This window comes from Comamonas sp. JNW (assembly GCF_003105075.1).
Classification (GTDB): domain Bacteria; phylum Pseudomonadota; class Gammaproteobacteria; order Burkholderiales; family Burkholderiaceae_C; genus Comamonas; species Comamonas squillarum.
On the sequence record NZ_QETI01000005.1, the window covers coordinates 183,938 to 204,362 of the forward strand.

15 protein-coding genes and 1 riboswitch are annotated in these 20,425 nt (G+C 64.0%); of the genes, 1 reads left to right on the plus strand and 14 read right to left on the minus strand.

Annotated elements, in window-relative coordinates; genetic code table 11:
• Positions 1 to 6: 6 nt before the first annotated feature.
• Complete coding sequence (locus DCO45_RS09815) at positions 7 to 1,257, minus strand: efflux RND transporter periplasmic adaptor subunit (RefSeq protein WP_116925668.1); 1,251 nt, start codon at positions 1,255 to 1,257, stop codon at positions 7 to 9.
• A gap of 216 nt (positions 1,258 to 1,473) precedes the next feature.
• Positions 1,474 to 2,325, minus strand: coding sequence for an alpha/beta hydrolase (locus tag DCO45_RS09820; RefSeq protein ID WP_021028037.1), 852 nt, complete (start codon positions 2,323 to 2,325; stop codon positions 1,474 to 1,476).
• Positions 2,326 to 2,509: 184 nt separating this feature from the next.
• Between DCO45_RS09820 and DCO45_RS09825 the strand changes: the two genes are divergently transcribed.
• Positions 2,510 to 3,424, plus strand: a complete 915-nt coding sequence (locus DCO45_RS09825; protein WP_116925669.1) for a LysR family transcriptional regulator — start codon at positions 2,510 to 2,512, stop codon at positions 3,422 to 3,424.
• Positions 3,425 to 3,434: 10 nt separating this feature from the next.
• Here DCO45_RS09825 and DCO45_RS09830 read toward each other — a convergent pair whose 3' ends face one another.
• The 12 genes from DCO45_RS09830 to nrdA all read right to left on the minus strand — a co-directional run bounded on the left by DCO45_RS09830 (position 3,435) and on the right by nrdA (position 20,398).
• Positions 3,435 to 4,232 (minus strand): (2Fe-2S) ferredoxin domain-containing protein, encoded by a 798-nt coding sequence (locus tag DCO45_RS09830; RefSeq protein ID WP_116925670.1) that lies wholly within the window; start codon positions 4,230 to 4,232, stop codon positions 3,435 to 3,437.
• Positions 4,225 to 5,016, minus strand: coding sequence for an ABC transporter ATP-binding protein (locus DCO45_RS09835; RefSeq protein ID WP_116925671.1), 792 nt, complete (start codon positions 5,014 to 5,016; stop codon positions 4,225 to 4,227). Before DCO45_RS09835 ends, DCO45_RS09830 begins: the two co-directional genes overlap by 8 nt.
• Complete coding sequence (locus DCO45_RS09840; RefSeq protein ID WP_243419304.1) at positions 5,013 to 6,119, minus strand: iron ABC transporter permease; 1,107 nt, start codon at positions 6,117 to 6,119, stop codon at positions 5,013 to 5,015. The genes DCO45_RS09835 and DCO45_RS09840 overlap by 4 nt, the downstream gene beginning before the upstream one ends.
• A complete protein-coding gene (locus tag DCO45_RS09845; protein ID WP_243419305.1) occupies positions 6,116 to 7,216 on the minus strand; it encodes an ABC transporter substrate-binding protein in 1,101 nt (366 codons plus the stop codon). The genes DCO45_RS09840 and DCO45_RS09845 overlap by 4 nt, the downstream gene beginning before the upstream one ends.
• Before the next feature lie 12 nt (positions 7,217 to 7,228).
• Entirely contained in the window at positions 7,229 to 9,265 is a 2,037-nt protein-coding gene (locus DCO45_RS09850) for a TonB-dependent receptor (RefSeq protein ID WP_243419306.1), read from the minus strand.
• Positions 9,266 to 9,504: 239 nt separating this feature from the next.
• Positions 9,505 to 9,776: riboswitch (cobalamin riboswitch) on the minus strand.
• Between the two features lie 96 nt (positions 9,777 to 9,872).
• Positions 9,873 to 10,817: a LysR substrate-binding domain-containing protein gene (locus tag DCO45_RS09855; RefSeq protein WP_116925674.1), complete on the minus strand. Its 945-nt coding sequence runs from the start codon at positions 10,815 to 10,817 to the stop codon at positions 9,873 to 9,875.
• Between the two features lie 182 nt (positions 10,818 to 10,999).
• Positions 11,000 to 12,382: an MFS transporter gene (locus DCO45_RS09860; protein WP_116925675.1), complete on the minus strand. Its 1,383-nt coding sequence runs from the start codon at positions 12,380 to 12,382 to the stop codon at positions 11,000 to 11,002.
• A 78-nt stretch (positions 12,383 to 12,460) separates the two neighbouring features.
• Complete coding sequence (locus DCO45_RS09865) at positions 12,461 to 14,137, minus strand: hydantoinase B/oxoprolinase family protein (protein ID WP_116925676.1); 1,677 nt, start codon at positions 14,135 to 14,137, stop codon at positions 12,461 to 12,463.
• Between the two features lie 2 nt (positions 14,138 to 14,139).
• The gene (locus tag DCO45_RS09870; RefSeq protein ID WP_116925677.1) at positions 14,140 to 16,242 is read right to left on the minus strand and encodes a hydantoinase/oxoprolinase family protein; all 2,103 of its coding nucleotides are present in this window, start codon (positions 16,240 to 16,242) and stop codon (positions 14,140 to 14,142) included.
• Between the two features lie 429 nt (positions 16,243 to 16,671).
• Complete coding sequence (gene yfaE / locus DCO45_RS09875; protein ID WP_116925678.1) at positions 16,672 to 16,974, minus strand: class I ribonucleotide reductase maintenance protein YfaE; 303 nt, start codon at positions 16,972 to 16,974, stop codon at positions 16,672 to 16,674.
• Positions 16,971 to 18,104 carry a class Ia ribonucleoside-diphosphate reductase subunit beta gene (gene nrdB / locus DCO45_RS09880; RefSeq protein ID WP_116925679.1) on the minus strand — a complete coding sequence of 378 codons (1,134 nt, stop codon included), beginning with the start codon at positions 18,102 to 18,104 and terminating at the stop codon, positions 16,971 to 16,973. Before nrdB ends, yfaE begins: the two co-directional genes overlap by 4 nt.
• 14 nt (positions 18,105 to 18,118) lie before the next feature.
• On the minus strand, positions 18,119 to 20,398 hold the full coding sequence (gene nrdA, locus DCO45_RS09885) for a class 1a ribonucleoside-diphosphate reductase subunit alpha (protein WP_116925680.1): 2,280 nt from the start codon (positions 20,396 to 20,398) through the stop codon (positions 18,119 to 18,121).
• Between the last annotated feature and the right edge of the window lie 27 nt (positions 20,399 to 20,425).

Here is a 20,425-nt window from a genome sequence, read left to right on the forward strand (position 1 = left end):
ATCGGTTTAGGCGGCTGGCTTGGAGCCATCGTTGGCTGCCTGCTGCGCATCGTTCTTGAGCTCGGACTTGCTGGACATGGGCACATCCTGCGGCGCCACCACGGCGCCGGGCCGCACGCGCTGCAGGCCATTGACCACAATGCGCTCGCCGGCCTTGAGGCCCGAGGTCACCAGGCGCAGGCCTTCAAACGGCGCGCCCAGCTGCACTTCGCGGTATTCGGCCTTGTTGCCCTCGCCCACCACCAGTACAAACTTCTTGCTCTGGTCCGTGCCCACCGCACGCTCATTGATCAGCAGCGCTTGCTGGCTGTGGGGCTGGCCCATGCGCACGCGGGCAAACTGGCCGGCCATCAGCGCGCCATCGGCGTTGTCAAACACCGCACGCACCCGCACCGTGCCGCTGCGCGCATCGACCTGGTTGTCAATCAGCTGCAGGTGGCCGTTGTAAGGGGTGGCGCCGCTCGTGCCCACCCCCATCTGCACGGGAATGCTCTCGATCAGCGCCCGCGCGCTCTTGCCCTGGCGCAGGCCTTGCAGCGCGTTGGTCACGATTTGCTCGTCGGCATCAAAGCTGGCGTACATGGGGTTGACGGACACCAGGGTCGTCAGCACTGGCGCGCCGGCACCGGCGCTGACCAGGTTGCCCACGGTCACATCGATGCGGCCCATGCGGCCGGCCACCGGCGCGCGCACCTGGGTGTAGCCCAGGTTCAACTTGGCCGTCTGCAGCGCGGCCTGGGCGGCGCGCAGGTTGGCGTCTGCTTCGCGGCGGGCGTTGCTGCGCTCGTCCAGCTCCTTTTGCGCAATCGCGCGCTCTTCCCACAGGCGTGCAGCACGCTCGGCTTCGCTTTGCGAATAGCCCATGCGCGCCTTCGCGGCCACTACCTGGGCTTCGGCACGGTCTACTTCGGCGGCATATGGCGCAGGGTCCACCGTGAAGAGCAGGTCACCGGCCTTGACCAGGGCGCCTTCCTTGAAGTGCACCGCCTGCAGCGCGCCGGCCACACGGGGGCGCACATCGACGCGCTGCACGGCTTCGAGCCGGCCGGAGAATTCGTCCCAGAGCTGCACGTCCTGCTGCAGCACCTGGGCGACGGAGACCGGCATCGCGGGCGGCGCTGCGGCCTCGGCCGGGGCACTCGCGTGCGAGCTTTGCAGGCCCAATGCCGTGCCGCCGGCAGCTACCACGGCGGCTGCCAGTCCGATGGCCGTCCACCAGCGGCGTTGAGGGGAAGAAGAAGTTTTGTTGTTGCTCATGGCCAAGTCCTGATGTGTGCGTGAATCGTTTTTGAGGTTTCCTGCGGCAACGGCATGCCCCTGCGGCTAACAAGAGCCGACAGAAAATCCTTGCCCATCCGGCAATGCGTTGCGAGAAAGCGTTTTTAAGGGTGGTGAAGGCGCAGCCGCCCGCCGCCGCTCCCAGGGCTTTACCGGGAAGAGGCGCCGCTCATGCCTTGCGCTTCGTTCAGGGGATCAGGCTTGCGCCCGACATCGGGATGTCTCGAAGAAAAGTGCCAGTTGTTCCAGCACCGCCCCGGCACAGGGACAGGGCTCGGGAGCTCGGGGCTCGAGCAATGCATCGGGCCACTGTTGCGCGACCTTGAACACATGCTGCTGCACCAGATGACCGGCTGCCTGCAGGCGGCTGGCATAGGCCAGTGCCTCGTCGTGCATCGGGTCTTCATCGCCCACCATGATGAGCGTTGCCGGCAGCCCAGCCAGGCGCTGTGCCATCGCGGGCACGGCGTAGGGATGGATACCGTCATAGGTGCAGCCCAGGAACTTGCTCCAGCCCTCGGCCCATTTGCATTCCGTCGCATCGCCATTGGCAGCGCGAAGCGATGCCGTGCCGGCGCAGGGATTGAGCATGGGTGAGAGCAGGATCTGCCCTGCCAGCGGCGGATGGCGTTGATCACGCGCCATCAAGCACACGCCGGCCGCCAGGTTGGCGCCCGCCTCCTCACCAGCCACATACATCGGCGCACCTTTGCCGGCAAGGCGTGTGCGATGTTTGTAGCTCCACTGGAGCATTTCATATCCGATCTCCAATGGACGCGGAAATGGATGCTCAGGCGAGAGCGGGTACGCCACCGACACCACACGGGCACCTGCTGAGGCCAGCAGACCCGCTACGGTGCAGCCACTGTCGAGATCGCCTTCAACAAAAGCGCCGCCATGAAAATGCAGCACCAAGGGCGAAGGCTCGCCCGACTTGCCTTTGCTACCGTACAGGCGCACGGCCACCGACTCGCCCGACGCCGTCGGAGCGACGGTGTCGATGAAGTCAGGAGCCGGTGAACGGGTTTTTACGGTGGTGTCAGACATAAGCTAGCCCGGTGGAAAGTAGGCATGGGGTAAATGTAGTTGCGTTGCTGCAACCGATCAATCCGCAAATTATGGCCGCACTATTTCCAAATCAGGAACAATGGCATGATCTTTGGCGTGTGAGAATCCACCTACTTTGGCGCGCGCGTGCGCGACAGTGCAAGCACAGTGCAAGGAGAGGCAGATGGATCAGATACAGGCAATGCGGGTGTTCGCGCGGGTCGTGGAGTCGGGCACCTTCACGCTTGCGGCCTCGTCGCTGCAGCTGCCCAAGGCCAGTGTGACCAAGCATGTGCAGGCGCTGGAAGACCGGCTGCGGGTCAAACTGCTCAACCGCACCACGCGCCGCGTGACCGTCACCACCGACGGCGCTGCCTACTACGACCGCGCCGTGCGGCTGCTGAGCGATTTTGATGAGCTCGAAGCCAGCATGAGCCAGGTGCGGGCCACGCCGCGCGGGCGCCTGCGTGTGGACGTGGGCACCTCGATCGCCCGGCTTTTGATCATTCCGCAGCTGGCATCCTTCCAGGCGCGCTACCCCGATATCCAGATCGACCTGGGTGTGACGGACCGTACGGTGGACCTGATTGCCGACAATGTGGACTGCGTGATCCGGGGCGGCGAGTTGCGTGACCAGTCGCTGGTGGCGCGCCGCGTGGGCAATGTGGAGTTTTCGACGGTGGCCTCGCCCGGCTATCTGCAGCAGTACGGCACGCCCCAGCATCCGCGCGATCTGGAAAACGGCCACAACAGTGTGATTTATTTCTCGCCAGTGACCCAGCGCCGCTATCCGCTGGAGTTTCAGCACAACGGCGAGGTCATCGAGATGACCAACCCCTCGACCTTGGCCGTGAACGAAGCCAATGCCTATACCACCAGCCTGCTCAGCGGCCAGGGCGTAGGACAGATCACCAGCTACCAGGCGCGCGAATACCTGAAAAGCGGTCAGCTGGTGCAGATCCTGCCGGAGTGGACCCAGCCTCTGCTGCCAGTCTATGTGGTCTACCCGCCCAACTCGCACCTGAGCGCCAAGGTCCGCGCCTTTGTCGACTGGGTGGTGGAGATTTTTGCGGCCGATCCGCTGCTGCAGTGCAAATAGCGCACTGCGCTCATGGATCTGAATCGCTGCAGGGCGGAGGCACGCGGGGCGAATGCACCCGGTGCGCCGCGCAGGCCTCGCTGCCTTCGATGTGGCTTTTGAGCACCGGCACCAGGCTGTCTTCATCGAGGTTGCCGTACCAGACGCCATCGGGATAGACGATCATCAGCGGCCCCTGGTTGCAGGGGTACTGGCAACTGGTCTGCAGCAGCTGCAGCTGCTGCTTGAGGGGCGCACTGGCCTGCACCGCCTGGCTGAGCCGGGGCCATAACGCTGCAGCCCCTTTGGCTACGCAGCGCGGCCCCATGCACCACAGCACATGGCGCTGGTGCGCGGGCACCGTGCTCCACGCCACGGGGTCGGTTTGCCAGCCCTCGTCGCCCTCCTCGGCCACCACATCGGGCTGGGATGTTGCGAGCGCCACGTTGTTCAGCAAGGCGGGCACCAAGCCATCCGACTGCAGCAGCGGCTGCGCAAATACCAGCTGGGGCCGGGCATCTTTGGCCTGGCTGGCGAGCCAGCGCATGGCGACCTTTTGCAGCCAGCGCCGCAGGGCGGGCTCATCGGGCACCATGACCGGCTGGATGACGATGGTCTGCCGCGCCAGATCGGCCGGCGCAAGTGCAGCGCAAAGGCTGTCCAGCGCCTCGGGCAAGGCCGGCTGGTTGCGGTCCACAAAGGCCAGCTGCATAGGCAGGCCCGGAGCTCCCTGCTGGCAGGCCTGCAGCAAGGCCTGCAATTCGTTCTTGGCGGCGGACCCCAGGCCGCCCCGGCCCAGCAGCAACAAGGCATCGGGTGGTTTAGCCATGGGGTTTGTCCCTCCAGTAGCTCACGCGCGGCTTGTCCAGGCGCGGATGGCGGTCCACCAGGGACTCGACCTGGAACACGCGCGCAATGGTCTGCGGCGTCAGTACCTGCTCGGGCCTGCCTTCGGCCTCGATCGCGCCGGCCTGCATCACATAGAGGCGGTCGCAGAACTGCGCGGCCAGGTTCAGGTCATGCACCACGATCAGCACCGTGCAGCCCGAGGCACGCACCAGGCTGAGCAGCTCCAGCTGGAACTGGATATCCAGGTGGTTGGTGGGCTCGTCCAGAAACAAAAGCTGCGGCTGCTGGGCCAGCGCACGGGCCAGCAGCACCCTTTGGCGCTCGCCGCCCGAGAGCGAGGACAGCGGATGGTCAGCCAGGCTGCTGGCCCGTACCTGCGCCAGGCAGGCGCTGACGACGGCCTTGTCCTGGGCGCTGTCCCTTGCCCAGCGCGACTGGTGCGGGTAGCGGCCCATCATCACCAGCTCCTGCACCGTGCAGTCAAAGCCCAGGCCAGACTCCTGGCCCAGCACGGCCGCCTGCTGTGCAAACTGGCGGGCGCTCATCTGCCAGATATCGCGGCCCTGCAGCTGTATACGGCCACCGGCCTGGGGCTGCAGCACGCGGTAGAGCATGCGCATCAACGTCGATTTACCGCAGCCATTGGGGCCGACCAGACCGACACATTCGCCCTTTGCCACTTGCAGGCTGGCTTGGCGCACGATTTGCGTGGCCTGGGCGCCGTGGCCGGCGGTCCAGGACAGGTTACTCGCCGTCAGCATCATGCGCTGCCTCCCGGCATCGCACTGGTGCGGCGCCACAGCATCCAGATAAAGAAGGGCCCGCCAATGAGCGAGGTGATGACGCCCACGGGCAGCTCGCTGGGCGAAAACCAGGTGCGCGCGGCCAGATCGACCAGCACCAGAAAGCTCGCCCCCATCAAGGCGCTGACCGGTAGCACGCGGCGGTGGTCGCTGCCCACCAGCATGCGCGTGATATGGGGGATGACCAGGCCGACAAAGCCGATGGCGCCACTCACCGCCACCATGGTGCCCGTCAGCAGCGACACCACGACGAACAACTGCAAGCGCAGGCTGGCAGTGTTCAGTCCCAAGGTGGCCGCGCCCTCGTCGCCGATCAGCAAGGCATTGAGCTGGCGGGCGCAGAGCAGCAGCCACAGCAGGCCCAGGCCCAGCACGGCTGCGGGCAGGCCCAGGGCGCTCCACTGCGTTGCGGCCAGGCTGCCCAAGGTCCAGGTCAGCAAGGCATTGGCCAGCTCGCGCTGGCCGGCCGTCAACGTGATGAGGCTCGTGACCCCCATCAGCATGTAGCCGATGGCCACGCCGCTCAGGATCAGCCGGGTCGCATGCAGGCGCCCTTGTTGCTGGGCCAGCGCATAGACCAGCGCGGTAGCCAGCAGTGCACCGATAAAGGCGCCTGCGGTGATCGCATAAAGGCCAGCCACCGCCAGGCTGCCATAGGCCAGTACCGAAACGGCCCCCACCGATGCCCCCGAGGACACGCCCAGCATGTAGGGGTCGGCCAGCGGGTTGCGCACCATCGCCTGCATCACCACGCCCACGACGGCCAGGCCGGCGCCGACGAGCGCCGCGAGCAGCACCCGGGGCATGCGCACCATCCAGACAATCTGGTAGTGCTGCTGGCTGATGCCGCCCTGCCCAGCATCTGGCTGCCACCCGCCGCCCAGCAGCTGCTGCCAGATGACCGACCACACCGTTGACGCGTGCAGCGATGCCGAGCCCCAGGTGATGGCGGCCAGGCCGCTGGCCAGCAGCAGGGCCAAGAGCAGCAGCAGGCACAGCGCCAAGGACCAGGGCGCGCGCCGCTGGCGTTCATGCAGGCCGTCGCAGCCCGGCGCATGGCTCACGGCTTGGGCTCCGCTGCAGGCAGCCAGGGAACGGAGTCCACGGTGATACGGCGATCCGGGTGCAAGGCGGCAGCCAGGCGCTGGGCCACATGCACATTGCGCGGGCCTGGCGTGGCTTCGGCATAGCTGATGACAAAAAAGCGCTGCTCGCGGATCGCAGACACCCCAGCCAGCTCAGGCTTGGCGCGCAGAAAATCGATCTTGCCCTGGGCGCTGGGCTGGCCATAGTCGATGATGACGATCCATTCCGGGTCGCGGGTGATCACATCCTCCCAGTTGCCCTTGGGCCAGTTGCTGGCGATGTCGGCAAAGATATTGCTGCCGCCTGCGGCATCGAGCATGGCCTGGGGCATGCCAAAACCGCCCACGGTCGTGGGTATCTTCTCGCCGCTGTCAAACACAAAGACGCGCGGCCTGTGCGTATTGCCCTGCATCTGCACGGCCAGCTGGTCGATCGAGGCCTGCAATTTGTCAATCTGCCCTTGCGCCTGGGCTTCGATAGCAAAGATACGCGCCACATTGCGCAGGTCTGCCAAGGTATCGCCCAGCGCCACACGCTCGCGCTTTTGCACGTGGATGCAGGACTCGGACAGCACATAGCTGGCTACGCCATGCTGGGCCAGCAGCTCGGGCGTGACCCCGCCGGGGCGAAAGCCATAGCTCCAGCCGCCAAACACAAAGTCAGCACGTGCCTCGAGCATGTTTTCCAGGTTCATGTCCTGCGACGACAGCTTGGGCACCTGGGCGAGCTGGGTCATCAGCTCGGGGCTGATTTCCTTGCGCGACGGTATGCCCGAGTAGCCCACCAGCTTGGGGCCCAGGCCCAGAAACAGGAACATCTCGGTGATGTTCACATCGTGCGTGATGGCGCGCTGGGGCACCCGGTCATAGCGCTGGGGCTGGCCGCAGACATCGATCTCCAACGGCGCAGCCCGCAGGCCTGCGGGCACTGCTGCCGCTTCGGCCATGGGGATGGCCGCCGCCTGGCTGGGGCGGCTGGGCGGCTGCTGGCCCGCTGGCCCGTCGCAGCCGGTCAGCATCAGGGAAGCAGCTGCCGCCAGGGCACGCAGGGTTTGCCGGGAAGCGCTTGTGGTCATGCTCTACCTTGCTCAGAAACGCAGATGGGCCATCAGCTCAAAACTGCGGCCATTGCCCATCAGCCATTGCGAGCCGTAGGACGATGCAGCATAGCGTTTGTTGGCCAGATTGCGGCCCACCAGGTTCAAGGTGGTTGTGCGGTTCAGGTTCCAGCCCAGCACCGCATCGGCCACCGTGTAGGCGGGGAGCTGCGCGGTATTGGCGTTGCTGGTGTAGCGGCTGGCAACATGGCGCAGACCCAGCGATGCGCGCCAATCGCCCGTCTGGTAATGGGCCCAGGCATTGGCCGTGTAGCGCGGCACATTGGCCGGCTGGTTGCCAGCGCGGTCAATGGCTGTGGCGCCTTCGAGCAGCTCGTCGAACTGGGCATCCGCATAGCCCAGGTTGCCCTCGAAGCGCCAGGCCTTGGTCGCCCGCCAGCTGCCTGCCAGCTCGATCCCCTTGGACGACTGCTTGCCGCCCTGGATCGACAGCGCGGGGCGGTCCGGATCGCGGGTGATGATGTCTTTCTTGCGGATATCGAAGACCGCCAGAGTCCATTCGCCCTGGCCATTGGGCAGCTGCTGCTTGATGCCCACTTCCACCTGGCGGCCTTTGCTCAAGCTAAAGCCGGTTTGCGACTGGGTCAGCGACAGCAGGCTGTTGACCGGGTCATGGCCTGTGCTGACTTGCGCATACATGCTGGTGTGCTGGCCCAGCTTGTGCGTGAGGCCCAGGCGCCAGGAGGTGCCGCCCAAGGTCTTGTCAAAGCGGGCTTGGCTGAGCAAATCCATGCGGTCAAAATCATAGAGGTCGCGGCGCAGGCCGGCCATCAGCAGCCACTGCTCGCCCAGCTTCCAGGCGTCTTCCAGGTAGAAGGCGTTTTGGCGGATGCGCGAGGTCATGCGCGGCTTGTAAGGGTCTGGGCTGTCCCAGTAGCCACTGGTGCCACCGGTCAGCGGCACATCGGATTCACCGGTATAGGGCGAGCTGTTGAGCGCGGTGAACTTGGCCTGCGACACATCCCAGCCCATCGCTATCTCATGCTGGCCGGGCTTGAAAACGGCGCCTAAGCGGTTGCCGCTTTGCTCCAGGTCGTGGCCGATCTCCAGGTAGTCGTAGCGGTGAACCGTGCGCGTGCTGGCATCGTAGTCATAGCCTTCGATGTTCTTCCAGTGGCGGTCGGCCTTCATATGGTAGGTCTCGTTGCGCAGCACCAGCGCCTCGCTCACATTCCACTCGGCCCTCAATTTGTAGCGCTGGTCCTTGTAGTGGATGTCGCTGTCGAGAAAGTTGAAATTGCGGTCGCCCAGCGCCGCCACCGGCTTGCCATCGACCACCGGGGTGCCAAAGTAGCGCTCGGGCCTTTGGTCGCTGACATCGGCCGTCAGGTCCAGGCGCAGATCGCTGCTCGCCTGCCAGCGGATGGCGCTCATGATCTTCTTGCTGTCGCTGTTGCCCAGTTGGCGCTCGCCATCGGTGCGATCGCCGTAAACATCCAGGCGGTAGCTCAGGCTGTCGCTCAGCGCGCCGGTGCTGCCCAGGCCCGCGCGGGCGGTGCCGTGGGAGCCAGCGCCCAGCAGCAATTCGGTCGATGTACTGCGGCTGGGTTCCTTGCGCACCGCGTTCACCGTGGCGCCCATGGTGCCGCTGCCGTACATCAGCGATGCGGGGCCGCGCAGCACATCAAAGCGCTCATAGCCCCAGCTGGAATTGGGATAGGCCACGGTGCCGGCTGCAACCCCCAGGCTCAGCCCGTCTTCGGCCACGCCGACCGAGTTCACACCGGTAAAGCCCCGGCTGGAGAACGACAGCCCGCCATTGCCAGGCGTGCCATTGGCACTCAGGCCCACGCTGCGGCCCACGGCATCGACCACCTCGTAGTCGGCACGCTCTTGCACCTGCACGGCCGAGACCGAGCTGACACTGGCGGGCAGGTCCTGCAGCGGCACGGCCAGCTTGCTCGCCGAGGTCGACGGCAGCTGGAGCGCATTGGGCTCGCTGCGCTGGTCGCTCACCACCACTTCAGGCAGTGAGGCTTCTTGGGCATGGGCTACTGTGATGCCCAAGGCGGGCAAACACAGAACACAGGAGCTGCCAACCAGGCGCAAGGAGGAAGAGAGCCGCTGGGCGGCCAGGAGCCGGTTTTTCGGAAAAGGAACTGCAGTCATTTCAACAAAAGGCGCTAACTGCCTGATGCGGGGGCTGCACTGCACGCGGTCACCCCCCAAGACGGGGTCGCGCGAAGAACCGCCGTCCACACCCCGCAGACAGTTGAGAGAGCACGTGCTGGCCAGAGGCACAGCGCGCACTGCGACTAGGAACAGGCCGGTCTCCGGGCTTACAGGCGGTGCAGCGCAGGCGCTGACCCGGTAGCCGGTCTTCCCAGGGTGCGGGTGTCTTATTGCCTGGCAGGCGTGGACACTCTCTCAACCCCAGTGACTGGGCCCGCGTGGGAGCGGGCCGCATCGGCTACGTTTCCTGTCTACCGTTGCGGGGGCAGCCAAGGCTTGGGGGAGCGCACTCCCGACCTTGTTCCCGTTTCACTCGCATGCGAGCACCTGTAGATAGGCTTTTTTCAAAGCGCAGCCAGTGTACCAGCCGCAAGCCCGGGCAGTGCCTTTTGGCCATGGCCTGTGTCAGCTGGGCGATACAGCGCATGCCCCAGTGGCTGTATCAGCCCTGCGGCAGCCGCGTCGCATAGCCGATGAAGTCAGTGCTGCGCAGCTGGCCCAGCAGCCACTGCCGAAAGCTGGCCTGGATTGGGCGCTCTCCCCCGCCCCGGCGGGTGTAGAGGTGGAACTTGGGCGTTCTGTCCATCGGCAGTTGTCGCAGCAGCTCCGCCCCAAAGGGTGCGAGCAGCTTGCCGCTGTGGATATAGCTGAGCGCATCGACATAGGACAGTAGGCCCACGCCCTGCCCGCTGAGAACGGCTTGCAGCATCGCATCGTGCGTGTGCAGCAGCATGGGGCTGACATGCTTGCCGCCGGGCTCCAGGCCCAGCATCGCATAAATGTCCTGCCACAGACTGTTGTGCGTCAGCGGCGATATCAGCCGGTGGTGCGGCAAATCCTGCGCTGTCTCCACCGGGTGCTCGGCCAGCAGCTGCGGCGCAGCCACGATCACCTTGAGGTCTTCGAGCAGCGGCGTTTCATCGAGGTGGTCCACACCGCCGTAGCCCCAGACAATGGCTGCATCCAGATCGCCGCTATCGAACGAAGGCAGCTCCACACCGATGGAGATGCGCAGATCGAGCTCCGGGTAATCCTTGGTGAACGAGGGCAGCGAGCGGATCAGGTACTGGGTTGCAAAGTATGGGCTGACCTGGATATGGAACTGCGCAGCCTTGTGGTGGGAGCGCACGGCTTCCAGCCCCTGGCTCAGTGCATCGAGCCCCTGCTCCACATAGTGGTACAAGGTCTGCGCCTCGGCGCTGGCCGCCAGGCCCCGCGCGCCGCGCTCGAACAGTTGCACATCCAGCGCACTTTCCAATTGCTTGAGTTGCTGGCTGGCGGCCTGTGGCGTCAGGCACAGCTCGTCGGCCGCCTTGCGGATCGAGCCATGGCGGTAGACGGACTCGAACACGCGCAGTGGCTGCAGGGGCGGGAGCTTGTATTTCATGGAGGAGCGCCAGGCCAGGAGAGGCAGAGCCCGGGCTGGCGATGATTATAGGTCGCAGCCCGGCGCCCAGCGGGCCGGCATGCCACCGCTCTTGCCTGCTGCGCCCTGCCCCGCTGATGCATAAAAAAACGCATCCAGAAGGGATGCGTTCGGGCTGGCGCAGCGCTCAGCAGCGCATGGCCTTACTGGACCGGATCACCATGCATCGGCAGACCGGTGCGGTCCCGGCTGCTGACCAGGGCGATGAGGCCAATGATTGCCGCGCCAATGAGGTAGTAGGCAGGCACGACCGGGTTGCCGGTGCGGGCAATCAACCAGGAGTTGATCATCGGCGCGGTGCCGGCAAACATCGCCACAGCCACGTTGTAGCTCAGCGCCATGCCCTTGAAGCGCACGCTGGTGTGGAACATCGAAGGGATGATCGAGTAGATGCTGCCCAGCAGCATGGCCAGACAGAAGTTGAGCACCATCAAGGACGAGATCTTGGCGGCGGTGCTGCCTTCGAGCAGCAGGTGAAAGCAAGGCACGGCCAATACCGCAATCGCCAGGCTCGCAGCGATCATCATCGTCTTGCGACTGAGCTTGTCGGCCAGCAGGCCCATGATGGGAATCATCACCACCAAAAAAAGCTGCGGGCCCAGCGAGAGCTTGAGGCCGGTGGCCACATCGACATGCAGCGCGCTGACAAAGTAGGTCGGGATATAGGTGACGACGGTGAACAAGGTGACATTGGTCACGATGATGATGCCAGCGGACTGGAACAGCTCTTTCTTGTGCGTGGCAAACAGCACCTTCCAGCTCGCCTGGGCCAGTGCGTCATGCTGCTGCTTCATGGCCATGAAGGTGGGGGTCTCTTCCAGGTACTTGCGGATATAGAGGCCAATGGCGCCCAGCGGCAGCGCAATCAGAAACGGAATGCGCCAGGCCCAGTCCAGGATCTGCTCGGCGCTGAAGAACATCGTCAGAATGGCCGAGACCGAGGCACCGAAGAAAAAGCCCGCCATGCAGCCCACCTCAACCCAGCTGGTGAGCAAGGTGCGGTTGCGGTCGCGGCAGTACTCGGCCACAAAGATGGCCGCGCCACTGGCCTCGCCACCGGCCGACAGCCCCTGCATCAGGCGCAGCACGATCAGGAGCAGCGGCGCGGCAATGCCGATGCTCGCATAGCCGGGCAGCACGCCAATCAAAAAGGTGGAGATCGCCATCATGATGATGGTGATGGTCAGCACCCGCTTTCTGCCGTACTTGTCGCCCAGCGAGCCAAAGAAGATGCCGCCAATGGGCCGGGCAAAAAACGCAATCGCAAAGGCCGCCCAGGATGCGGTGATCTGCATGGTGGGCGAGCTGGTGGCAAAGAACACCTTGCCCAGCACCGCTGCCAGGTAGCCGTAGACCGAGAACTCGAACCACTCGACAAAGCTGCCCACCACCGAGGCCAGCACTATGCGGTTGAGCTCCTTGGACTGCACCGCGCGCGGCGCCGCCGCCGCATGGGGGGATGACCAGTCCGAAAGGCTTGCACTTGGGGCGGCAAAGCCATCTGCCATGGGATTGTGGGTGCGCATCGGGAAGTCCTTGGTGTCCTGCAGGGGGAGAAATATGGGAAAGGACCAGCGGCTATGCCGCTGGACTTGGGCACGCGATCAGGCCGGGGGCAGCGGCGTGGCCTGGGCGTAATCGGTTTTGGCTTGTTCGGCGCTGATATAGCCATAAGCCACATCGCGCTGCACCAGCGCGGTGGGGCGCAGCGCCGCATCGCCGTTGCCGCCACCGCCGGGCAAGTCCAAAATCAATCGGCGCCCAGCCGGGATCTGCTGCTTGCCCTTGCCGCGCAAGGCGGTGCCGTCGTCCAGCGACACCTTGCCCAGTGCGCCGCTTTGGCCGCCGTTGTGGCCGCGCGCTGCAAAATGCACGCGGTCAAACATGGCGTTCAGGTCAAACTCAAAGCCTTCTGCCGAGCCCACCTCGATGCGCTGGCCCAGGCCGCCCCGCCAGCGGCCGGCGCCGCCCGAGTTGGGCCGCAGCTCCTTGCGCCAGATGATGATGGGGCCGATGCTCTCGGTCACCTCGACCGACATGGCCTGCACGCCACTGGGGAAGGCGGTGGCGCTGAGGCCATCGCTCGAGGGGCGCGCGCCGGTGCCGCCGGTGTTGAACATCAGGATCTCGTGCTGCTGGTTGCGCGTGGCCGGGCTGATGCCCTTGAAGCGCATCTGCAGGTTCCACAGCGAGCTGGCCCCTTCGGCCGGAATCTCGCCCTGGCAAATGGGTTGCAGCGCGCCGAGCACCACATCGGGGATCAGGTGGCCGATGACATGGCGCACCGACACCGGGCGCGGGCGGTGGGCATTGAGGATGCAGTCCTCGGGCGCGCTGATCTCAAAGGGCTCCAGCGAGCCCCAGTTGTTGGGGATCTCCGGCGCAATCGCGCATTTGAGCGCATAGGAGGCATAGGCCTTGGTGTAGGTCAGCGGCACATTGATGCCGTAGCGGCTGGGATCCGAGGTGCCGGTGAAGTCGGCTCGCAGCTTGTCGGCCGCAATCTCCACGGCCACGACCAGCTCGATGGGCTTCTCGTATCCGTCCACGGTCATCGCGTAGCGCTGCGTGCCGTCGGGCAAGGCGGCAATGCGCTCGCGGGTGGCGCGCTGGCTGTTGGCAAAGATAAAGCCGGCCAGGTCTTCCAGGTCATGGAGCCCGAACTCGTCGAGCATGCCCTTCAAGCGGCGCATGCCCGTGGCATTGCAGACGGCCAGCGAATGGAAGTCGCCAATCACCTGGTCGCGCTCGCGCACGTTGTTGCGCAGGATCTCGATCAGGTCCTCATTGAGTGCGCCGGCGCGGAAGAACTTCATCGGCGGAATGCACAGGCCCTCCTCGTAGACATCGCTGCCGTCCGGGCCAAAGCCGCGCCCGCCGATGTCCACCACATGGGCGGTGGCGGCAAAGTAACCGATATGGGCGCTGTGGCCATCGCGGCCATAGAAGACTGGGGTGACGACGGTGATGTCGTGCAGGTGGCCGGTGCCCAGCCAGGGGTCGTTGGTGACCAGCACATCGCCATCTTGCAGCGTGTTGCGCTCAAAGCGTTTGGCGAAATGCGCGACCGACTCGGCCATCGAGTTCACGTGACCTGGGGTGCCGGTCACGGCCTGGGCCATCATGCGGCCTTGCTTGTCGAACACGCCGGCCGACAAGTCCCCCGCCTCCCGCACGCTGGTGCAAAAGGCGGTGCGAATCAAGGTGACCGCCTGCTCTTCGACCACCGAGATAAGGCGGTTCCACATGATTTGGTAATGAACGTCTGTATTGTTTGCCATGATCACACTCCGCTGTCCATGCGCTCGACCAGCATGCAGTCATCTGCCTGCAGCACCACCTTGAATCCGGGGCTCACATAGGTCGAGGTTTCCTTCTCCACAATCACCACCGGGCCGGGCACGGCCTGGCCCCGGGGCAGGCCCAGGCGCTCATAGATATCGCAGGCATAGAACTGTCCCTGTTTGCCGTCAAACACCTCGCGGCGGTCCAGCACCGTACCGGCACCCTTTTGGGGCGTGCCGCCCCGCTGCAGCGCGGCCTTGGCCGGCGGCAAGGTCTTGGAACGCAAGGACAGTGCCCAACTCACCACCTCGATGTCGAGCCCGTCGATCGCGTGGCCAAACAAGGCCACATAGTTCTGCACAAAGGCCGCGTTCAGGGCGGGCACGCTGTCCGCTCCAAAGTGCTGCACCGGCACCGACACAGGGATCTCCCAGCCCTGGCCGCAGTAGCGCATAAAGGCACGCAGCTCCTTGACGGTCTCGCCGTCGTAGCCGGTGTCGTGCAAAAAGGCGCTCACCTCCACCTCCATCTCGCGCAGCATGGCATTGACGGCCTCGCCATCGAACTGGCTCATGCGTATCACCGAGCTGCGCAGCGACTCATAGGCAAAGGGCGCGCGCAAAAAGCCGATGGCCGAGCCCACGCCGGCGCCCGTCGGGATCAGCAGGCGATGGATGCCCAGCTTTTCGCACAGCCGCACGGCATGCAGCGGCGCAGCGCCGCCGTAGGCGATCATCGTGTAGGCCTCCAGGTCCTGGCCGGACTCCACGGCATGCATGCGCGCGGCATTGGCCATGTTCTCGTCCACCACTTCGGCCACGGCATAGGCCGCACGCACCGCGTCCAGGCCTTGCGCCTGGCCGACATGGGTTGCCATCGCGTCTTGCGCGGCAGGCATGTTCAGCCGCATGCTGCCGCCGGCAAAGCGTGCCGGGTCGAGCTTATGCAGCAGCAAGTCGGCATCGGTCACCGTCGGGCGGGCGCCGCCCCGGCCGTAGCTGGCAGGGCCCGGCTCCGAGCCCGCGCTCTCCGGCCCCACGCGCACCTGGCGCATGTCATCCACATGGGCGATGGAGCCGCCGCCCGCGCCGATCTCGATCATCTCGATGACGGGGATCGAGATCGGCATGCCGCTGCCCTTTTTGAAGCGGTAGCTACGCGCCACTTCAAACACGCGCGCTGTCTTGGGTACATGCTGGTCGATGAGGCAGATCTTGGCGGTGGTGCCGCCCATGTCAAAGGACACCACCTTGTCCTGGCCGTACTTGGCCGCAAAATCGCTGGCGTAGATGGCGCCACCGGCCGGGCCGGATTCGAGCAGGCGCACCGGAAACTCGGCCGCATTGGCCAGCGACATCAGCCCGCCGCCCGAGTGGATCAGGTAGAGCGGGCAATGCATGCCCTCTGCCACCAAGGCCTGGGCCAGGCGCTGCAGGTAGGAGGACATCAGCGGCTTCACATAGGCATTGGCGCAGACGGTGTTGAAGCGCTCGAACTCACGGATCTGCGGCGAGACCTCGCTGGAGATGGACACCGACAGCTGGGGCAGCGCCTCTACAATCAGCGCGCGCACCCGCTTTTCATGGGCCGGGTTCTTGTAGCTGTGCATCAGGCCCACGGCCACGCTGTCGTATGCACCCTCGCGCAGCTGGGCAATCACGTCCTGCACCTCTGCCTCATCGAGCGGCTGCAGCTCCTGGCCCTTGGCATCGAGCCGGCCCTGCACCGTATAGCGGTGGTTGCGGGCAATCAGCGGCGCGGGCAGCTGGATGGCCAGGTCGTACTGCTCAAAACGGCCCTCGTTGCGCATCTCGATCACATCGCGAAAACCTTCGCTGGTGATGAAGGCGGTTCTGGCGCCGCGCCGCTCGATCAGCGAGTTGGTGGCCAGGGTCGTGCCGTGGATCACCGTGCCGATCTGCGCTGGCGCAATGCCTGCCTGGGCTGCCGCCTGTTTGAGGCCTGTGACGATGGCGCGCTCAGGTTTTTCATAGTCCGTCAGGACCTTCTCGCTGAACAGGACGCCATCGACCTCGAGCGCGATATCTGTGAAAGTGCCGCCGATGTCTGCCCCGGCGCGTATGACTTGGCTTGTTGCCATCTGGTATCTCCGAATCATGCAAGCTGTGTGGATCAGAAGCTCTGACCTGGCAGCGATGATCAAGTGATCGCCCAGTCGGCGCAAACAAGAAATTCGAGGGCGGGCACAAGCTGTGCTTCGCGGGTAAAAACCATTACGCGCTTACCCGGTGGCCATGCACGTCGACAGTGCAAAAAGACCATATTTTTGGTCGGCCATGCACCAGCGCTGCACAGTGCTGCAGCATGCGGCGGCATGCTTGCACCAATCAGGGCGGACAGGTGCTGTAAAACCATCAGGACTTGCTTGTGTAAAGCTTTGACGAGGGAGGAAAAACCAGGCGCCTGAGCGCCAGACGGAACCCAAGATCGGCTGCCTTTGCGCTTGCCACCACGCCACAAAAAAAGCCCCAAGCAAAGCTTGGGGCCTGTGCGCAGAACGGCAGAAGAATTACAAGTCCAGGGCCAGCTGGTTCTTATCGTCGGCGCTGGTTTCCACTTGCCGCAGGCTGCACTCCACCTTGATGGGGGTCTTGACCACACAGCAGCAGGGAACCACCTCATTGGGCCCGACAAAGGCCAGCGGCTCCTGGGTGTAGACGACTTCGCCCTCCACCAAGGTGAGGCGGCAGCTGCCGCAATAACCACCACGGCACTGGTACTCCACATCGTGGCCCGTGCGCTCCAGCGCTTCGAGCAGGCTCTCCCCTGGCAGCACGCGTATAAGGGTGTCCGTGGTGCTGACGGTGGTCACAACTCGATTCCGCTCAGGTCATCGAGCGAGACTTCGGCGTTGATCTGGCCCACCAGGTAGGAGCTCAGCTCCACCTCTTGCGGGGCCACCTGCACGGTGTCGGACGACAGCCAGGTGTTGATCCAGGGGATCGGGTTGCTCTTGGCGTTGTCAAACGCCGGTTTGAGCCCGATCGCGGTCATGCGGATATTGGTGATGTACTCCACATACTGGCTCAGGATGTCCTTGTTGAGGCCAATCATCGAGCCGTCGCGGAACAGGTACTCGGCCCACTGCTTTTCCTGCATCGCCGCCGTCTTGAACATCTCAAAGCATTCCTGCTCGGTCTCCTTGGCGATCTTGGCAAAGTCCGGATCGTCCTGGCCCGAGCGCATGATGTTGAGCAAATGCTGGGTGCCGGTCAGGTGCAGCGCTTCATCGCGGGCGATCAGGCGGATGATCTTGGCATTGCCCTCCATCAGCTTGCGCTCGGCAAACGCGAAAGAGCAGGCAAAGCTCACATAAAAGCGGATGGCCTCCAGAATGTTCACATTCATCAGGCACAGGTACATCTTCTTCTTGAGCTGGTACACATCGATCTGGTGTACCACGCCATTGATCGTGTGGCTGCCTGCGCCCAGCTGGGCGTGCAGCATCGCATCGCGGATCAGGTCGTCGTAGTACGACGAGATATCGCCCGCGCGCAGCTTGATGCTCTCGTTGCGCATGATGTCGTCAAAGATCACCGATGGATCGTTGACGATGTTGCGCAGGATGTGCGTGTACGAGCGCGAGTGGATGGTCTCGGAAAACGCCCAGGTCTCGATCCAGGTCTCGAGCTCGGGCAGCGATACCAGCGGCAGGAAGGCCATGTTGGGGCTGCGGCCCTGGATGGAGTCGAGCAGCGTCTGGTACTTCAGGTTGCTGATGAAGATGTGCTTTTCGTGGTCGGGCAGGTTCTGGTAGTCGATCCGGTCCTGCGTGATGTCCACTTCCTCAGGGCGCCAGAAAAACGAGAGCTGCTTTTCGATCAACTTCTCGAAGATCGGGTACTTCTGCTGGTCGTAGCGGGCGACATTGACCGAATTGCCAAAGAACATCGGTTCCTTGAGCTGGTCATTGTCGACCTTGGAGAAGGTGCTGTATGCCATCGCCTTCTCTCCGCTTAGATCTTGCAGGCGCCGCTGGCGCAATCGTCTTCTGCCGCTGCGCCCTGCATGTCTTCGGCACCGTCACGGGTGTTGTGGTAGTAGAGCGTCTTCACACCAAACTTGTAGGCCTGCAGCAGGTCCTTGAGCAGTTGCTGCATCGGCACCTTGCCATCGGCAAAGCGCTGGGGATCGTAGTTGGTGTTGGCCGAGATGGACTGGTCGACGAACTTCTGCATCAGGCCCACGAGTTTGAGGTAGCCATCGTTGTTGGGCATTTGCCAGAGCAGCTCGTACTGGCCCTTCAAGCGATCGATCTCCGGCACCACCTGGCGCAGGATGCCGTCCTTGGACTGCTTGACCGAGACAAAGCCGCGTGGAGGCTCGATGCCATTGGTCGCGTTGGCGATCTGGCTGGAGGTCTCGGAGGGCATCAGCGCCGTCAAGGTCGAGTTGCGCAGGCCGTGGGTCTTGATCTCGGCGCGCAGGGCTTCCCAGTCCAGGTGCAGGGGCTCATCGGTCAGCGCGTCGATATCCTTCTTGTAGGTGTCGATCGGCAGGATGCCGGCTGCGTAGTTGGTCTCGGCAAAGGCGGTGCAAGGGCCGAACTCGCGCGACAGCTGCACCGAGGCCTTGAGCAGGTAGTACTGGATGGCTTCGAAGGTGCGGTGGGTCAGGCCATTGGCCGAACCGTCGGAGTAGCGCACGCCGTTCTTGGCCAGGTAGTAGGCGTAGTTGATCACGCCCACGCCCAGCGAGCGGCGCTTTTCGGTCGCAATGCGGGCAGCGGCTACCGGGTAGTCCTGGTAGTCCAGCAGTGCATCGAGCGCACGCACGATCAGGTCGGCCAGCTCTTCGAGCTCATCGGTCGACTCGAGCGCGCCCAGGTTGAAGGCAGACAGGGTGCACAGCGCAATTTCGCCGTTTTCGTCCTTGATGTCTTCGAGCGGGCTGGTGGGCAGCAGGATTTCCATGCACAGGTTCGACTGGCGCACGGGAGCCACGGCCGGGTTGAACGGGCTGTGGGTGTTGCAGTGGTCAACGTTCTGTATGTAGATACGGCCGGTGCTGGCGCGCTCTTGCATCATCAGCGAGAACAGCTCCACTGCTGGCAGGGTGCGCTTGCGGATGGATTCGTCAGCCTCGTACTTGACGTACAGCTCTTCGAACTTGTTCTGGTCGGCAAAGAAGGCCTCGTACAGACCGGGCACATCATGGGGCGAGAACAGGCTGATGCTCTGGCCCTTGATCAGGCGCTGGTAGAGCATGCGGTTGATCTGGATACCGTAGTCCAGATGGCGGATGCGGTTTTCCTCGACGCCGCGGTTGTTCTTCAGCACCAGCAGCGACTCGGCCTCCAGGTGCCACAGCGGGTAGAACAAGGTGGCTGCACCGCCGCGCACGCCGCCTTGCGAGCAGGACTTGACGGCCGACTGGAACATCTTGAAGAAAGGCAGGCAGCCGGTGTGCTGTGCCTCGCCGCCCCGGATCTCGCTGCCCAGCGCACGGATACGGCCGCCGTTGATGCCGATACCGGCGCGCTGCGAGACGTACTTGACGATGGCGCTGGTGGTGGCATTGATGCTGTCGAGGCTGTCATCGCACTCGATCAGCACGCAGGAGCTGAACTGGCGCAGCGGGGTGCGCACGCCCGACATGATGGGCGTGGGCAGCGAAATCTTGAAGCGCGAGACGGCGTCATAGAAGCGCTTGATGTACTGCAGACGGCGGTCGGCCGGGTACTTGGCAAACAGACTCATCGCCACCAGCACGTAGAGGATCTGCGGGCTCTCGTAGATGCGCTTGGTCACCCGGTTTTGCACCAGGTACTTGCCTTCGAGCTGCTTGACGGCTGCGTAGGAGAAGTCCATATCGCGCCAGTGGTCGATGAAACCATTGATCTCGTCGTACTCTTCGCGGCTGTAATCGGCCAGCAGGTGCGGGTCGTACTTCTTGAGCTCGGTGAGCTTTTGCACATGATCGTACAAATGGGGCGGCTCGAACTGGCCAAAGGCGATCTTGCGCAGGTGGAAGATGGCCAGGCGCGCTGCCACGTACTGGTAGTCGGGTGCGTCTTCGGAGATCAGGTCGGCCGCAGACTTGATGATGGTTTCATGGATCGCATCGGTGCGGATGCCGTCATAAAACTGGATATGCGACTGCAGCTCGATCTGGGAGACCGACACATTGCTCAGGCCTTTGGCCGCCCAGTCAATCACCCGGTGGATTTTGTCGAGGTCGATAGGCTCAACGCGACCGTCACGCTTGGTGACTCTCATAGTGCTTGTCTGGTTCATTTGCGATGTTTCTAATGGGATAAAAAA

What these genes read in the sequence shown, in the direction of transcription:
- DCO45_RS09815 (WP_116925668.1), bottom strand. Translation starts at nt 1,257, where the DNA reads ATGAGCAACAACAAAACTTCTTCTTCCCCTCAACGCCGCTGGTGGACG.
- DCO45_RS09820 (WP_021028037.1), bottom strand. Translation starts at nt 2,325, where the DNA reads ATGTCTGACACCACCGTAAAAACCCGTTCACCGGCTCCTGACTTCATC.
- DCO45_RS09825 (WP_116925669.1), top strand. Translation starts at nt 2,510, where the DNA reads ATGGATCAGATACAGGCAATGCGGGTGTTCGCGCGGGTCGTGGAGTCG.
- DCO45_RS09830 (WP_116925670.1), bottom strand. Translation starts at nt 4,232, where the DNA reads ATGGCTAAACCACCCGATGCCTTGTTGCTGCTGGGCCGGGGCGGCCTG.
- DCO45_RS09835 (WP_116925671.1), bottom strand. Translation starts at nt 5,016, where the DNA reads ATGATGCTGACGGCGAGTAACCTGTCCTGGACCGCCGGCCACGGCGCC.
- DCO45_RS09845 (WP_243419305.1), bottom strand. Translation starts at nt 7,216, where the DNA reads ATGACCACAAGCGCTTCCCGGCAAACCCTGCGTGCCCTGGCGGCAGCT.
- DCO45_RS09855 (WP_116925674.1), bottom strand. Translation starts at nt 10,817, where the DNA reads ATGAAATACAAGCTCCCGCCCCTGCAGCCACTGCGCGTGTTCGAGTCC.
- DCO45_RS09860 (WP_116925675.1), bottom strand. Translation starts at nt 12,382, where the DNA reads ATGCGCACCCACAATCCCATGGCAGATGGCTTTGCCGCCCCAAGTGCA.
- DCO45_RS09865 (WP_116925676.1), bottom strand. Translation starts at nt 14,137, where the DNA reads ATGGCAAACAATACAGACGTTCATTACCAAATCATGTGGAACCGCCTT.
- DCO45_RS09870 (WP_116925677.1), bottom strand. Translation starts at nt 16,242, where the DNA reads ATGGCAACAAGCCAAGTCATACGCGCCGGGGCAGACATCGGCGGCACT.
- nrdB (WP_116925679.1), bottom strand. Translation starts at nt 18,104, where the DNA reads ATGGCATACAGCACCTTCTCCAAGGTCGACAATGACCAGCTCAAGGAA.
- nrdA (WP_116925680.1), bottom strand. Translation starts at nt 20,398, where the DNA reads ATGAACCAGACAAGCACTATGAGAGTCACCAAGCGTGACGGTCGCGTT.